The sequence below is a fragment of the Alloscardovia sp. HMSC034E08 genome (assembly GCF_001813415.1).
Classification (GTDB): Bacteria; Actinomycetota; Actinomycetes; order Actinomycetales; family Bifidobacteriaceae; genus Alloscardovia; species Alloscardovia omnicolens.
Genome location: NZ_KV812468.1, coordinates 578128 through 593394 on the forward strand (window position 1 = coordinate 578128; position 15267 = coordinate 593394).

Here is a 15267-nt window from a genome sequence, read left to right on the forward strand (position 1 = left end):
ATGGCAGAAAATCAGTCTAGTCGTCGTTCAGGTGGCAAGGGCTCTCACGGCTCACAGCGCTCATTTGGAGGCGGTTCGCGTCGTTCTAACTCTCATGGTTCACGCTCGCAATCGGGTGGACGTCGTTTTAATGACGGCAAGAATTCTTCTCGTCGCGGTGGTCAGCAACGCTTTAATTCCGACCGTCGTCGTGAAGATGGTGAAGAGCGTCGTTTCGATAAAAAGAATAGCAATGGTGAACGTCGCGGTTCATGGCGTGATGACCGTCGCAATAATAATCGTCGTGATGAGCGTAACCCTCGTTACAATCGCTCAGAGAACGCAGCAGAGGGTCGTGCAGACAGTCGTTCAGATCGTCGTAAAGGTTTCAGCAATCAGCGAGGAAATCATCAGGGGCGCCCATCTTCGGCAAACTACGATAAGCCACGCAAGAATTCTGACGGCACTTTAAGCTTCCCATCGCAAAATCCATATACAGATCGTCGCCTAGGTGAGCCTAAGATGCCAAAGGGTTTGGAATGGTCCATGCTCTCCACAGATGAAAAGGAACGTTTGCGCGGTCTGTCGAAAGAACATGCAGAAAATATTGGTTTGCATATTTTGGCGGCATACGCTTTGGAAGAAGACGATCCTCAGGCAGCTATGGAGCACGCAAAGTGGGTGGCACGTCAAGCATCTCGTGTAGATGTGAGTCGCGAAACTTTAGCCTTTGTAGCCTATCGTCAAGGTGACTACAAGTTGGCTTTGCGCGAGTTCCGCACAGCATTCCGTATGAACGGATATGGTGATTATTTGCCATTTATGGCAGACTGCGAACGCGGTTTGGGCAATTCTCAAAAGGCTGTAGACATCGCATTGTCTGATGACGCAAAGTATCTGCAGGGCGAGGCTAAAGCTGAACTTTTCCTTGTTTATGCGGGTGCTTTAGCAGATCTAGATTTATTCGATAAAGCGGTAGAAATTGTGCACACTATTGCTCATGCCCAAGGTGTGGGAGGAGCATACCGTATGCGCGCTGTGCAAGCAGAACAGAACTTCTTAGAGCTTGCAGGACGCACTCAGGAAGCAGAAAAGCTTAACGATTTGCTTGATCGTTTGGAAGCTCAGTATGCCGATAACGAAGAGATAGATGAAGATGATGTTTTCGTTGATAACGATTTAGAAGTTATTGATGAAGATATGCTTGCTGGCTTGGGTATTGATCCTCGCGAGATGGCTGATTATCTCGACAGCGTTCATCCTGACGAGCCAGAAGAAAGCGAGCCAGAAGAAACCGCTGAAAAAGAAGCTACTGACGAAACCGAGAACGAGGAGTAACACGTGAACTATCCCACCACAATCAAGGGGTGTAACCAACCATTAGCAGCACGATATTCATTGGCTCTACTTGATTTGGATGGGGTAGTGTATCGCGGTGCTCATCCTGTAGAGCATGCTGCCGAAGGTATTGACTCTGCTGCGCGATTAGGTATGCATATTGCGTATACAACGAATAATCCGTCGCGCTACCCAGATGTGGTAGCAGAACAGATTAGTAGTTTTGGTGTTGATGCTCACGGCAGTGATGTCATTACGTCAGCTATGGTGAGTGCGGCAATGTTGAAGGAGAAGCTGCAGCCAGGTGCACGTGTTCTGGTTGTGGGTAAAGATCATCTTAAAACCGAGCTTACTCAGGCTGGTCTCGTTGTAGTTGATTGTGCTGCAGATAATCCTGATGCTGTTATTCAGTCGTGGTTCCCAGAAATTAGCTGGCAGCATCTGTCTCAGGCAGCCTATGCTATACAGCATGGTGCTCGCTATTTCGTAACGAATCGCGATATGACTATTCCGCGCGAAGAAGGTATTGCTCCAGGAAACGGTGCTTTGCAGCTTCCTGTTATTGCCGCCACTAACCAAGAACCTGAGGCTTCTGCTGGCAAGCCTGAAGCGGCTATGTATCATCAAGCACGTCATCTGTTCAGCCCAACCGAACAGATGGTAGAAACTGAAGACTGTTTACCAGTAGGTGATCGTTTAGATACGGATATTGAAGCGGCAAATCGCGGTGGCTACGATAGTGCAGTAGTGCTCACTGGAGTAGCGGATGCTGGGCAGATTATGACTGCTCGTGCGATTGAACGTCCAACATATATCTGTGCTGATTTACTCGGTTTGAGCCTTGCTCAGCCAGACGTGAAACGAGAGAATAGTCAGTTTATCTGCCGTGATGCTCGCGCTTGGATTGATGGTAATACTGTGCATATGGATGCATCTAACACGAGTCTTGATGGTTTGCGTGCTGCAGCAAGCGCTGCATGGGCAGCTGTAGATGAGGGATTGTGCGTTCTAGAAGACCTGCATCTGCCATTCTTCGCTTCGAATCTTCACGAAAACTAGGACTCATAATGAGCTACGCGCCCTTAGCGCCCGCTGAAGATGCTGATTTTGAGCAGGTTATTGAGTACTATACGCAGGTTCTCGATGATTTACACGCACAACTAGACGAACAGTAATTCATATCATGGGTCAACGTTTAGATAAAGAGCTGGTAGACAGGGCTTTAGCGCCCACACGTAACCGAGCGCAGCAACTGATAGCATCGGGAGCTGTGCTGGTCAATGGTAGCGCAGACAAAGTAAAAGCATCACTGTCTGTAAGCGCGAACGACCGTATCGAGCTGAGCGATACTGTACGTTCTGGCGGCATGTATGTGTCACGAGGAGCAATCAAGCTTGTTGATGCTCTCGATACTTTTATTCCTCAAGGACTTCCTGCTCCACGCGGGAAAAAATGCTTAGATATTGGAGCATCTACAGGAGGCTTTACTCAAGTTCTGCTCGATAAAGGCGCTCAACAGGTTATTGCTTTAGACGTAGGACATGGTCAACTCGATCCGCTTATTGCGAACGATAATCGAGTGATTGAAATGAGTGGCGTTAATATTCGCGACGTGTATCTGGATGATTTAGAGTATAGTCCGCGTTTTATTGTCTCTGATGTCTCGTTTATTTCTCTCACCTACGTTATTCCTGTTATTGAGCGCATAACGCATTCGGGCGCTCATGCTGTTGTGCTTGTTAAACCACAGTTTGAAGTTGGGCCGCACAAGCTGGGTAAAGGAGGTATTGTAACGAACACTCAATACCGTCAAGAAGCTATTGAAACTGTTCAAGAGTGCGCTGTGAACCATCATTTTACTGTGCGTGCTATTACGCCATCGACGATTACGGGCACGCATGGCAATCAAGAATACATACTGTGGATAACGCGCATATAAAATAATCGTGGCATGAGTGCACGCTAGAATAGTGAATCGCACGTGACAATCAGGAGGTAGCTATGAGCAAGGAAGCAGATCAACAGCACACAGCAGTGGTGGTTACTCATGCAGCTCTACGCAATGATGCTACGGTAAATACAGCGATTAATCAGCTACAACATTTAGGTTTTTCAGTTATTGTTCGTGACGATATTCCTGATACACAATACTTTGGTAATCATGCCACTCCAGTCAGCGATGATGTGGAAATAGTAGTGGTTCTTGGCGGTGACGGTACGATTTTGCGCGCAGCTGAACTGGTGAAAGGCACACATGTTCCGATTGTGGGTATTAATACTGGTCATGTGGGTTTCTTAGCTGAGTTTGAAAGTTTCGAGCTGACAACTGCTATGGAAAAAATTGCGCAGCGTGATTACACCATCGAAGAGCGTATGATTGCAGCCGTAGAACTCTATTTGCCAGGTCGCGAAGAGATTTTATGCGATTGGGCTTTGAACGACATGATTTTAGAGCATGAAGATCGCGCGCGCATGGTAGAAGTGGGCATTAGTGTTGATGATGTTGCTACAAGTTCCTTCGGTTGCGATGGCGTGATTGTTTCAACACCAACAGGTTCAACTGCTTATGCTTTCTCTGCAGGCGGCCCGGTTATTTGGCCAGATGTTCAAGCTTTAGAATTAACACCTATTGCCGCGCATGCTCTGTTTACGCATCCTTTGATTATTGGATCGACCTCCACCTTCGATATTCGAGTACTTGAATCATCTAGTTGCGAGGGATGGATTTGCTGCGATGGTCGCCGCCAATGCGTGGTTCCGCGCGGCGCGCATGTGCGTATTCGTCAGTCTTCAAGTGTGTTGCGTTTAGCGCATTTAAGCGGCACTTTATTTACTGACCGTTTGGTACGTAAATTTGACTTACCCGTTAAAGGATGGCGTGAAACATCTTTGGAAAAGAAGGGGTACACGAAGTAGTGCTCGAAGAACTTGAAATTCACTCATTAGGTCCAATAACCAGCGCTCATATTGATGTGCATCCGGGAATGAACGCCATTACGGGTGAAACTGGCGCAGGTAAATCTATGCTTCTCAATGCTGTGGAGCTTATTTCTGGCGCTCCTGCTCAGGCTTCACGTGTCCGTCCTGATGCGGACCGCGCTTGGGTTCAAGCTATTTTTGATGTTACTGGAAATAACGAGGTCGAAGAGCAATCGCAATCTGCAGGAAGCGACTGTGTTGATAATCAGCTTTTTATTAACCGCACAGTACCGCGCACTGGACGGTCTCGAGCTGTTCTCAACGGTCATAGCGTGCCGCGAACCGTTCTATCGGATATTAGCGAGCAATTGGTTACTATCCACGGACAATCCGAACAGCTCAAAATTGCTAGCACCTCAAAACAGCGTGACTTTCTCGACACTTATGCAGATAATATCGAGCAACGTGAGGAATATAGTCAAGCTTTTCGCGCCTATACCGAGTTAAAGAGCAAACTGGAGCGTGTGCATAACGAGCAGACGCAGTCCATTGCTCGTATCGATTATTTACGCGAATCTATAGCGCGCATAGAGGAAGTTCATCCGCAGGTAGGGGAGGATGAAGAACTTAAAGCTCGTCGCGATGCTATTGAACATTCTGCTGAAATTATTGCTGCTTATGGTACTGCTTTGCAGGCTTTAGAAGGTTCTGGAGACGATGCCAGCGGACAGTCGGTTCTCGATCTGATTGCTCGTGCAACGCACGCCTTACAGAGTCTTGACCATATTGATCAAGCAGCAGAGTTGAGTGAGCGTTTGGAAAATGCTTCGGATGAACTTCAGGATATCGTTTTTACTTTATCTCGTAGCGATACCGAGGATTTGAATCCTGCTGAACTCGATGCAATCAATGAGCGTATTCACGATATTGATGAGCTTCTGAAAAGATGGGGGCCAGATATTGCGCATGTCTTGGAGTGGAAAGAAAAAGCGCAGTTCGAGCTTGAAGATTTAGATGCTTCTCCAGAGAAAATTGCTCAGCTAGAAGAGGAACTGAAAGAAGCCTACACAGTTAGCGTGAAAAAAGCGGCTGTGCTTACACAAACTCGAACCCAAGCTGCTGAAGAGTTATCGCGAACCGTGACGAGCGAACTGACTTCCTTAGCTATGGAAGGTTCGGCTCTTCAGATTAGCGTGAGCGCTCGCAACGATATTGACGCATATGGTGCAGATAATATTGCTTTTGAGTTTATTCCTTTCCCTGGTTCACCAGCTCTTCCTGTGGGCAAAAGCGCGTCTGGTGGTGAGCTGAGCCGTTTAATGTTGGCGTTAGAATTAGCTGCTTTTGAGAAAAAGCATGACGCTCGCGATAGCCGAGCTGTTGGTACTGTGCCGACACTGATTTTTGATGAGATTGATGCTGGCGTGGGCGGTGTTGCTGCTGCACAGTTAGGACAGCGTTTAGCTGTTCTGGCTCAGGGAGCGCAGATTATTGTGGTTACCCATTTACCGCAGGTTGCTGCATGGGCAGATCAACAGTTTGTTGTAGAAAAAGAGAAAACGAGTGATTCGGCTTCTACAACAGTTACGGCGGTTACAGGAGATGACCGTGTTCGTGAGATTGCTCGTATGCTTGCAGGATCTCAATCCAATACATCTCTAGAGCACGCGCAAGAACTATTAGAGCAGAGCACATTGTAGGGCTTGTGTAGGATTAGATTCAAGCGTTCGTAACGAATCTGACCTGAAATGAGAGCACAGCGTATTGAGTAGTTTATACCTCATACTTAGCCATGCATTCATTAAAATGGTTCTTTGATTTTTTGAATACGCGAAATCTGTTGTGTTAAGGTCTGCATGTTTTTGCTGTATCTGCTACATTTAAGCTCAGCTGTAATAGATACAACAGCAATGAGTACATGACACGTCTCTCAGCCAGTAAAAAGGCTCTTGGGATTTTAGCGGGGTTTTAGGTTGCAGGTGTGTGATTAGCAGTTGTTCCTCACAATCAGGCTTCACACTGCGTTCAATTCGGAGAGCTATTGCTCTGACGCATTCTGCTTAACCGATTCATATATCTGTTATGTCAGTTTCGATGCGGAAAAATGGCGTCAAAAGTGGCATATCGGTTGCGCGTATCGATTTTACTCATAAAAATAACCACATTCGCATCGGGGCAATGTCTTAACACTTGACAGCCGGAGGAATCAAATGGAACCTACTAAACAACATCTTCTGCTCAACCCCGCTAAAAACTGAAGAGCCGCTAAAAATCCCAGTGAATCACTGAAGAGTTTTCCGAGATAATAATTGAGAATGACAGTTCAAAGTAGACTGTCATCCTCAATTATGATGGTGTTAGAAGTTTATGCCGCGAAACGAGCTGCCATAGTCTTCACATACTCAGGCATATCGCTAACATCAATCTCGTCGGTAAAACGTGGAGACTGACCTTCCAAAGAACGCAAATTCTCTGGAATAGGCATGCCGCTGAAATCGCGAAGAGCATCCATGCAAGCAAAATCGCTGTCTGGAGTATCTTGTCCTAATGCTTCGAGTACCGCACGTGGGAACTTATATGGGCTAGCAGTAGACAAAATAACGCGAGGAGCAGTTGGAGTACCCTCAGTTGTGCCAAGCACATGGTAAGCGCAAGCAGTATGAGGATCGATCACATACTCATTATCTTGCCAGCATTCAGCAATAGCAGTGCGTACTTGATCTTCATCTGCCCAACCGCAGTCAAAGACCTCACGAATCTTCGTCATAATATCAGCAGGAACTTCATAACGACCTGTTGTAGCCAAATCACTCATCAAACGAGAAATTAACTCGGTATCTCCCTCGCTGAAGTAGTAAAGCATGCGCTCCAAGTTAGAAGAAATCAAAATATCCATACTTGGAGAAATTGTCGTGAAGAAATCACGGTTACGGTCGTATACGCCTGTCGTCAAGAAGTCATACAAAACGTTGTTCTTATCGCTGGCCACGACTAACTTGCCAACAGGCAAGCCCAATCGCTTAGCGTAATAACCCGCCAAAATATCGCCAAAATTGCCCGTAGGTACAATAAAATCAACCTCGTCTCCAAAGTTAATTTCCTGAGTAAAGAGCAGCTGAGCATAAGCGGTAAAGTAATACACAACCTGAGGAACCAAGCGACCAACATTAATCGAGTTCGCGCTCGACAAGCGGGTACCAGCGGTTTCTGCTAACTCAGTAGCAAGCTGTGCATCGCCGAAAATAGTCTTTACTCCACTTTGCGCATCGTCAAAGTTACCGCGCACAGCAACCACACCCACATTAGAGCCGGTCTGAGTAACCATCTGCAAACGCTGAACTTCGCTAACCTGACCTGCCGGATAAAAGACCACAATGCCAGTGGAATCAACATCCGCAAAACCTTCCAATGCAGCTTTGCCTGTGTCACCACTCGTGGCAGTCAAAATCAGCACACGATTAGCTTGCTCCTGTGCCTCTTCCTGAGACTGTGCATCAGCCAGCGAACCCGTGGTATGAGCCATAAAACGAGGCAAAATCTGTAAAGCAACATCTTTAAAAGCGGAAGTTGGACCGTGGAAAAGCTCAAGCACGTAGTTCAGACCCAGAGACCTCAAAGGAGTAATATCTTCGTCCTTAAAGTTTGAACCATATGCACCTTCAATGCAGGAGAGTAGTTCCTCGCGCGTAAAATCAGGAAGCAAAGCGCTTAAAACTTCTAAAGCAATCTCCTGATAGCTTTTTCCAGGAAGAGACTCTACATCGACACGAGTAGATCCTAAGGAGTCGTTAACGAATAAACCACCGTCATCGGCAATACCTTGACGAATGGCCTGCTTAGCGGTCACCTGAATAGCTGTGCTGCGAGTGCTGTGAAAAAGTTCCACGATTTGCCTTTCACTCTAAGTGTCTATGTGTCTACGTTTATTCTCGGTCGTTCACGCGATTACTTTTAATCTAGTCGATTACTTTTAATCTCGTCATTTTCCCTTAGTCTTCTTAATATTGCCACTTGAATGAGCTCTTAGAAGAATTATAAGAATAATGTCTCAATTTTACCGTGAGTACTGCCCTCAATGTGCCAGCCATTGCATACAATGAGACTATGACTGATACTTTTGAATCTGCAGCTGACTCGCAGGCTGGTTCTCGCGCTGACTTTAGCTCGAGCGGAACCGACGAAAATCTTGTAGCTGGGAACGCCCAAACCCAAACTGCCGCAGACCAAACCCAGCGCGCCGTCCAAGACCTGGCAACCCGCGCCCGAAAAGCGCAACGCGCCCTCGACACCATGACCACACATCAGAAAAACACAGTGCTGGCAGCAGTGTGTGATGCATTAGATGCCCAAGCCGAGCGTATTGAGCAGGCAAACGCCTTAGATATGCAAGCGGCTCGAGCAGAGGGCATGAGCGAAGGTTTGCTCGATCGTCTGCTCTTTAATGCTCAGCGTGTGCATGCCAGTGTGGAAGGTTTGCGCACAGTTATTGCTTTGCCGGATCCTGTGGGCGAGGTTGTGCATGGCATAACTATGGAAAACGGTATGCGTTTAGTGCAGTCGCGCGTACCTATGGGTGTTGTGGGTATGATTTATGAGGCTCGTCCAAATGTAACAGTGGACGTGATTGGCTTGTGTCTTAAGTCAGGCAATGCTGTTATTGTGCGTGGCGGTCATGCGGCAGAGCGTACGAATGCTGCCACTATTGCCATTGTGCAAGAAGTGTTGGAAGAACAGGGAATTAGTGCAGATGCTGTCAGTTCTGTAGATTCTTATGGTCGTGAAGGCGCTCAGGCTCTTATGAAGGCGCGTGGCTATGTGGATTTGCTGGTGCCTCGCGGTAGCGCTGGTCTGATTCAATATGTGTCGAATAACGCTACTGTTCCTGTGATTGAAACGGGCGCTGGCAATGTGCATATTTATATAGATTCCAGTGCTGATTTTGCTAAGGCATTGCCTATTTTGGTCAATGCTAAAACGCAGCGAGTGGGCGTGTGCAATGCTGCTGAAAAACTTCTTGTGCATGCTGACGTAGCCGCTGATTTCTTACCTGCCGCCGCCCAGGTTTTGAAAGAGTTTAATGTGAGTTTGCGTGCAGACCAACGTGCCTTTGAGATTTTAACTGCTGCCGGCTATGAAGCACAGCATGCCACCGATGAAGATTGGGATACAGAGTACTTAGACTATATACTCGGCATTCACGTGGTCGATAGTGTGCAGGAAGCTGTGGCGCATATTAACGCTCATTCGACCGGACATACTGAAGCTATTATGAGCGAAGATTATTCTATTATTGAGCAGTTTACACGCACTGTAAATTCTGCTGTGATTATGGTCAATGCCTCCACGCGCTTTACCGATGGAGGAATGTTTGGATTCGGCGCCGAATTGGGGATTTCCACGCAGAAAATGCATGTGCGCGGCCCAATGGGATTGAAAGAATTAACAACTACTCATTGGGTAGGTTACGGCACAGGACAGGTGCGTGCATAATGACTCTGAACGAGAAAACTCAGGCAAACGATATGCTGGCGAGCGCGGATATTCTTATTGTGGCTGAGCAGGAGAACCCTCGCACCCTGCTGCGTGTAGCTTCTGAACGTTTAAGTACTGCGCGTTACGTTTTCGTTGTAGCTATTGAAGATGGTATTGCTGGGGTAGAGGAGCGTAGTGCTTTGGAATATTCTGATGCAGTGCTCATTGGCTGGCCAGATAATGATGCAAACGATGTGCAAGATGCTCAGAATATAGAGAACGTAGCGGAACTGGTTATGGAGCTGGAAAAGCGCATCGTCGTTTTCCGCGAAGCAGAACTTAATGGTGACGCAGCGCGTATGGCGGATACACTTATTCATATCAGCGAATACGTTGCGCGTGTACGCAAAGCGTATCAACCAGACTTCCTGTTGCCAACGTACGCAGAAATCCGCCGTTATGTGCAACGTCAGTGGGATGAAGAAGAGCAGTTACGCGCGGACGAAGAGGCTGCTGATAACGCGAACGGCAGCGAAAACAGCAATAATCAAGCTGAAACAGACGCTACTAACGGCACTGAAAAGAAATAATATATAAGGATTATCCTCTCTATGGCATCTACGACCGAAAAGACTGAAAAAGTTCATACGGTGGATACTGCAGACATGCGATCTATGTCTCAACTTACGTCTCGATTAAATGATTCGTCTCGCTTAGCTCTTAAAAAGAGGTCAAAGCGCGGACGTATCCATGAACATCCTCGTGTGGGCATTATGGGTGGCACTTTTGATCCTATTCATAACGGTCACTTGGTTGCTGCTTCAGAGGTTGCGTGGGTATACGATTTAGATGAAGTTATTTTCGTTCCAACAGGGCGTCCTGTTTTCAAACAAAATAAAGTGGTAACTAACCCAGAAGATCGTTACCTGATGACGGTTATTGCCACGGCATCTAACCCTAGCTTTACTGTTTCGCGTGTAGATATTGACCGTCCAGGTATTACCTATACCATCGATACTCTGCGCGATATTCGAACTATGCGTCCTGATGCTGAGCTTTTCTTTATTACTGGTGTGGACGCATTGGCAGAAATTATGAGGTGGAAAGATGCTGACGATATGTGGTCTTTGGCGCATTTCGTAGGAGTAACGCGCCCTGGATACGCTATGGATACGAATAGTTTAGATGTTCCCGATGGTGCTGTGGACGTGATTGAAATTCCTGCTTTGGCTATTTCTTCTACTGATATTCGCCGTCGGTCTAGCCGTGGAGAGCCAGTGTGGTATTTGGTACCAGATGGCGTGGTGCAATACATTACGAAACACGGTTTATATTTATCTCAAGCGCAGGAGAGCACTAAAACTTACGAGCGTTCTAAGAGCAGATACAACGAGCTTATACAGTCTTGCCGCCCTAGAGGAACGCACACTTCTCCGCGTGTTCCTAACGTGTTCATCTGAGCTTGTGTCCACCCATTTTCATCGTGTTTTCAACGCAAAACTCGAGTACTCTCAAGTGTCAATATTGGCGGTTACCATAAAAGCAATGTTGTCCATCAACTGGTTGGAGTTACTGTGAGCGCAGTCCTCGAAGGCAAGCCTGATAAGAATCTCATTTTGGTAACGGGTCGTTCCCACCCTAAATTGGCCAAAGATGTAGCAGAAGAACTTGGTGTTGATGTTCTCGAAACTACGCAATACGACTTTGCCAATGGTGAAATGTATATTCGCTATACGCAATCTGTTCGTGGTGCAGATGTTTTCGTTCTGCAAACTGCAACACAACAAACGAACAAGTTTATTATGGAGCATCTTATTATGATTGATGCTCTTAAGCGTGCTTCTGCAAATTCCATTACTGCAGTATGCCCATTGATGCCTTATTCGCGTCAGGATAAGAAGCATCAGGGTCGTGAACCTATTTCTTCACGTCTCGTTTTCGATCTTTTGCACACAGCAGGTGCAGATCGCATTATGTCTGTGGATTTGCATGCAGCACAGTCTCAGGGTTTCTTCGATGGTCCTGTAGATCATCTTCAGGCCATGCCTGTTCTGGTTGATTATGTGCGCGACCGCCTCGATTTATCTAATGTTGCTGTGGTCTCTCCAGATGCGGGTCGTATTAAGGTAGCTGAGCAGTGGGCACAGCGCATGGGTGGCGCACCATTGTCCTTCGTGCACAAGACTCGCGATATTACTCGTCCAAATCATGCTGTGGCTAACCGCGTAGTGGGTGAGGTTGAAAGCAAGGATTGCGTGCTTGTAGACGATTTGATTGATACTGGCGGCACTATTGCTGAAGCTTGCCATGTGATTATGAACGCAGGAGCAAAGTCTGTAACTGTTGTGGCAACACACGGTGTGCTTTCCGATCCTGCTGTAGAGCGTTTGAAGAACTGCGGTGCACGTGAGGTAGTTATTACTAATACTGTTCCTGTTCCTCAGGAAAAGCGTTGGGATGGCTTAACTGTTTTGAGTATTGCGCCACTTTTGGCTTCTGGTATTCGAGCGGTATTCGAAGATACCTCTATGGCGAATGTGTTTAATAATTATCCAACACATCATCAGGGTCAGTTCCAGTTCGGCTAAAGACGTATGACGGCTAGAGAGGTTGTGCGTAGCGTTTGTGCATTAGAGATTGTGCAACACGCTTCATGCTTACAGCGCAATCTCGAAACCGTTTTTAACACGTTAAAACGCTAAAAACCGCTAAAATTAAAGACTTCCACGAGAATTTCGACATGTGTGTCACAGAAGTTTCTATCCTGTGGTACAGTTCTCTAGTGGATATTCCCCCATGGTGTAATGGCAGCACACGGGTCTTTGGAACCCTTAGTCTTGGTTCGAATCCAGGTGGGGGAGCTGCTGGGAAGCCGGCGTCCAGCGTGGTCTGCGACGTCGGCTTTTTTATATGAATAACAATAGAAAGGTCGTGTACAGTGACTGTACAAATCAATACATGGCTCACAGACATGGATGGTGTGCTTGTTCACGAACAACGTGCATTGCCGGGTGCAGCCGATTTTATTAAGACATTGCGCGATAACGATCGCAATTTCTTGGTGCTCACCAATAATCCTATGTATACTCCTCGTGACTTGTCTGCACGTTTGAAGTTGTCGGGCATTGAAATTCCAGAAGAGAATATTTGGACGTCCGCTTTAGCAACCGCGCAGTTTGTTTCGCAGACTATTCCTCGCGGTTCGGCATATGTGATTGGCGAGGCAGGCTTGACGACCGCTTTGCATGAGGCAGGCTACATTTTGTCTGATCGCAACCCGGATTATGTGATTTTGGGTGAGACGCGCAACTACTCGTTTGAAGCAATTACGACTGCTATTCGTTTGATCTTGGATGGCGCACGCTTCATCTGCACGAATCCAGATAATGCTGGTCCAAGCGATCAGGGTATTTTGCCATCCACAGGTGCGGTTGCAGCGTTGATTACGAATGTAACAGGTCGCGAACCATACTTCATTGGTAAGCCAAACCCAATTATGTTCCGTACCGCTTTGAACCGCGTAGGTGGCCACTCTGCCAACACTGCAATGATTGGTGATCGCATGGATACTGACGTTATTGCAGGTGTAGAAGCTGGTTTGCATACCTTCCTCACCCTCACCGGTGTAACACAGAAGGATCAGGTGGAGGATTATCCATTCCGCCCAAGCCACGTGGTTAACTCCATCGCAGATCTTATTCCTATCGCAGAGTCTGGCGTTGTAGAAGAAGTAGAAGAGTAGGATTCACACAGAATGAGTATTACAGCAGCAGTCGTATTAGCCGCCGGTGAAGGCACTCGTATGAAGTCAGCCACGCCGAAAGTATTGCATGCTTTAGCAGGAAAAACTTTCTTACAGCGCGTTATGCTGGCAGTTCAAGCTACCCAACCATCATCGATTGCTGTTGTAGTACGCCATCAAGCTCAAAAAGTTGCCGAAGCAGCGCTCACCTATAATCAGAACGCCGTTATCGTGCAGCAGGATGAGCTTCCTGGAACCGGTCGTGCCGTGCAGTGCGCGATGAACGAGTTGCGAGACAACGGGGCAGATAAGGGCACAATCCTTATTACAGCAGGCGATATGCCAATGCTGGACGGTAACACTTTGACCTCTTTGGTGCGCGAACATGAAAAGAGCGAAAACGTTGCTACTATTTTGAGCTGCGTTTTGGATAATCCGTTCGGTTATGGACGTATTATTCGTGACTCTGCTGGCGGATTCATTCGTATCGTTGAGCAGAAAGATGGTTCTGAGAAAGAGCTTGCTGTTCATGAGGTTAATACCTCTGTCTACGCTTTCGATGCTCAAGTTTTAGCGCAGTCCATCGAAAAGATTAAGTCATCAAATGCTCAGCAAGAGTTCTATTTAACAGATGCCTTAGCGTATGCGCGCGAAATGGGTACGGTCGGTATTGTTACTGTTGATAATCCTTTGCGCGTTGAAGGCGTAAACGACCGTGTGCAATTATCGAAGTTAGCGAAAGCGCATAATCAAGAAATTTGTGAGTATTGGATGCGTCAGGGCGTATCTATTCTCGATCCAGATACTACATGGATTGAGGATGACGTGCAGTTAGAAGCTGATGCTGTTATTTTGCCAAGTTCTTATCTGCAAGGTAATACTCGCGTAGCCGCTCATGCAGTAATTGGCCCAGATACAACGCTGATTAACGCTGTTATTGAGCGTGGTGCCACTGTTGAGCGTTCTCGCATCGAGAAGACTCATATCGGCGAGGAAGCAACGATTGGCCCATGGACCTACTTGCGTCCAGGTAATGAGCTTGCAGCACATACGAAGGCGGGCGCTTTCGTGGAGATGAAGAACGCTCACATCGATGAGGGAACGAAGGTTCCACATTTGAGTTATGTGGGAGATGCTCATGTGGCACATCATACGAATATTGGCGGTGGAACTATTACTGCCAACTATGACGGTGTGCATAAGCATCATACTGAGATTGGCGCGCATGTGCATGTGGGTGCGGGCAATATGTTTGTTGCCCCAGTAAGGGTGGGCGATAACGTAACCACAGGTTCGGGCTCAGTAGTGCGCCATGATGTGCCAGCAGACGCCATGGTGTATTCCGAAAATACCCAGCATGTGGTGGATAACTGGAAGCCACAATGGGAACGCGATGGAAAGTAAGAAGTAAGGATAGTAAGTGACAGCTTTTAAAGAATCTATTGATGCAGCACGCATAGCTGCAGCCGGTGCAGACGAGATGAAGGGCGCAGATATTGTGGCCTTCGATGTGTCTGAAACTTTAGGCTTAACAGATATTTTTCTGATTGCCACAGGCTCTTCGCCTCGCCACGTGCTGTCTATTGCCGAGGAAGTGGAAAAGCAGATGCATCTGCAGTTGAGTACTAACCCTCGTGAACGTGAAGGTTTGGACGAAGGTCAGTGGGTGCTGCTTGATTTTGGCAATATCGTGGTGCACGTGATGGATCAGGATTCGCGTGACTTCTATGATTTGGAACGCTTGTGGAGCCAGTGCCCACGCATCGATCTGCAGCTTCCTGAGCGCGCGGATACAGAACACGCGGAGTAGAGCGAGT

The 15267-nt window shown here is 47.2% G+C and carries 13 protein-coding genes and 1 tRNA gene; 13 read left to right on the forward strand and 1 reads right to left on the reverse strand.

Features of this window, described 5'->3' with window-relative positions; all coding sequences use genetic code 11:
• The 5 genes from HMPREF2909_RS03965 to recN all read left to right on the forward strand — a co-directional run bounded on the left by HMPREF2909_RS03965 (position 1) and on the right by recN (position 5936).
• The gene (locus HMPREF2909_RS03965) at positions 1-1317 is read left to right on the forward strand and encodes a tetratricopeptide repeat protein (RefSeq protein ID WP_071415313.1); all 1317 of its coding nucleotides are present in this window, start codon (positions 1-3) and stop codon (positions 1315-1317) included.
• A 3-nt stretch (positions 1318-1320) separates the two neighbouring features.
• Positions 1321-2376 (forward strand): HAD-IIA family hydrolase, encoded by a 1056-nt coding sequence (locus HMPREF2909_RS03970; protein WP_071415314.1) that lies wholly within the window; start codon positions 1321-1323, stop codon positions 2374-2376.
• A gap of 124 nt (positions 2377-2500) precedes the next feature.
• Positions 2501-3256 (forward strand): TlyA family RNA methyltransferase, encoded by a 756-nt coding sequence (locus tag HMPREF2909_RS03975; protein ID WP_071415315.1) that lies wholly within the window; start codon positions 2501-2503, stop codon positions 3254-3256.
• A gap of 62 nt (positions 3257-3318) precedes the next feature.
• Positions 3319-4233 (forward strand): NAD kinase, encoded by a 915-nt coding sequence (locus HMPREF2909_RS03980; protein WP_071415316.1) that lies wholly within the window; start codon positions 3319-3321, stop codon positions 4231-4233.
• A complete protein-coding gene (gene recN, locus HMPREF2909_RS03985) occupies positions 4233-5936 on the forward strand; it encodes a DNA repair protein RecN (protein ID WP_071415317.1) in 1704 nt (567 codons plus the stop codon). The genes HMPREF2909_RS03980 and recN overlap by 1 nt, the downstream gene beginning before the upstream one ends.
• A 665-nt stretch (positions 5937-6601) precedes the next feature.
• Here recN and thrC read toward each other — a convergent pair.
• The gene (thrC, locus tag HMPREF2909_RS03990) at positions 6602-8125 is read right to left on the reverse strand and encodes a threonine synthase (protein WP_210387905.1); all 1524 of its coding nucleotides are present in this window, start codon (positions 8123-8125) and stop codon (positions 6602-6604) included.
• Positions 8126-8340: 215 nt separating this feature from the next.
• Here thrC and HMPREF2909_RS03995 point away from each other — a divergent pair, with 215 nt between their 5' ends.
• From HMPREF2909_RS03995 to rsfS, 8 genes are all read left to right on the forward strand, one after another.
• The gene (locus HMPREF2909_RS03995; RefSeq protein WP_080658312.1) at positions 8341-9726 is read left to right on the forward strand and encodes a glutamate-5-semialdehyde dehydrogenase; all 1386 of its coding nucleotides are present in this window, start codon (positions 8341-8343) and stop codon (positions 9724-9726) included.
• Between the two features lie 32 nt (positions 9727-9758).
• Positions 9759-10298, forward strand: a complete 540-nt coding sequence (locus HMPREF2909_RS04000; protein WP_071415974.1) for a hypothetical protein — start codon at positions 9759-9761, stop codon at positions 10296-10298.
• Between the two features lie 75 nt (positions 10299-10373).
• Positions 10374-11168: a nicotinate-nucleotide adenylyltransferase gene (gene nadD / locus HMPREF2909_RS04005; RefSeq protein WP_373604534.1), complete on the forward strand. Its 795-nt coding sequence runs from the start codon at positions 10374-10376 to the stop codon at positions 11166-11168.
• Between the two features lie 114 nt (positions 11169-11282).
• The gene (locus HMPREF2909_RS04010) at positions 11283-12296 is read left to right on the forward strand and encodes a ribose-phosphate diphosphokinase (RefSeq protein WP_071415319.1); all 1014 of its coding nucleotides are present in this window, start codon (positions 11283-11285) and stop codon (positions 12294-12296) included.
• 202 nt (positions 12297-12498) lie between these two features.
• Positions 12499-12569, forward strand: a tRNA-Gln gene (locus HMPREF2909_RS04015).
• Between the two features lie 77 nt (positions 12570-12646).
• Positions 12647-13450 carry an HAD-IIA family hydrolase gene (locus HMPREF2909_RS04020; protein WP_022856499.1) on the forward strand — a complete coding sequence of 268 codons (804 nt, stop codon included), beginning with the start codon at positions 12647-12649 and terminating at the stop codon, positions 13448-13450.
• A 12-nt stretch (positions 13451-13462) separates the two neighbouring features.
• A complete protein-coding gene (glmU, locus tag HMPREF2909_RS04025; protein WP_071415320.1) occupies positions 13463-14854 on the forward strand; it encodes a bifunctional UDP-N-acetylglucosamine diphosphorylase/glucosamine-1-phosphate N-acetyltransferase GlmU in 1392 nt (463 codons plus the stop codon).
• A 16-nt stretch (positions 14855-14870) separates the two neighbouring features.
• On the forward strand, positions 14871-15260 hold the full coding sequence (gene rsfS / locus HMPREF2909_RS04030; protein ID WP_071415321.1) for a ribosome silencing factor: 390 nt from the start codon (positions 14871-14873) through the stop codon (positions 15258-15260).
• The last annotated feature ends 7 nt before the right edge of the window (positions 15261-15267 follow it).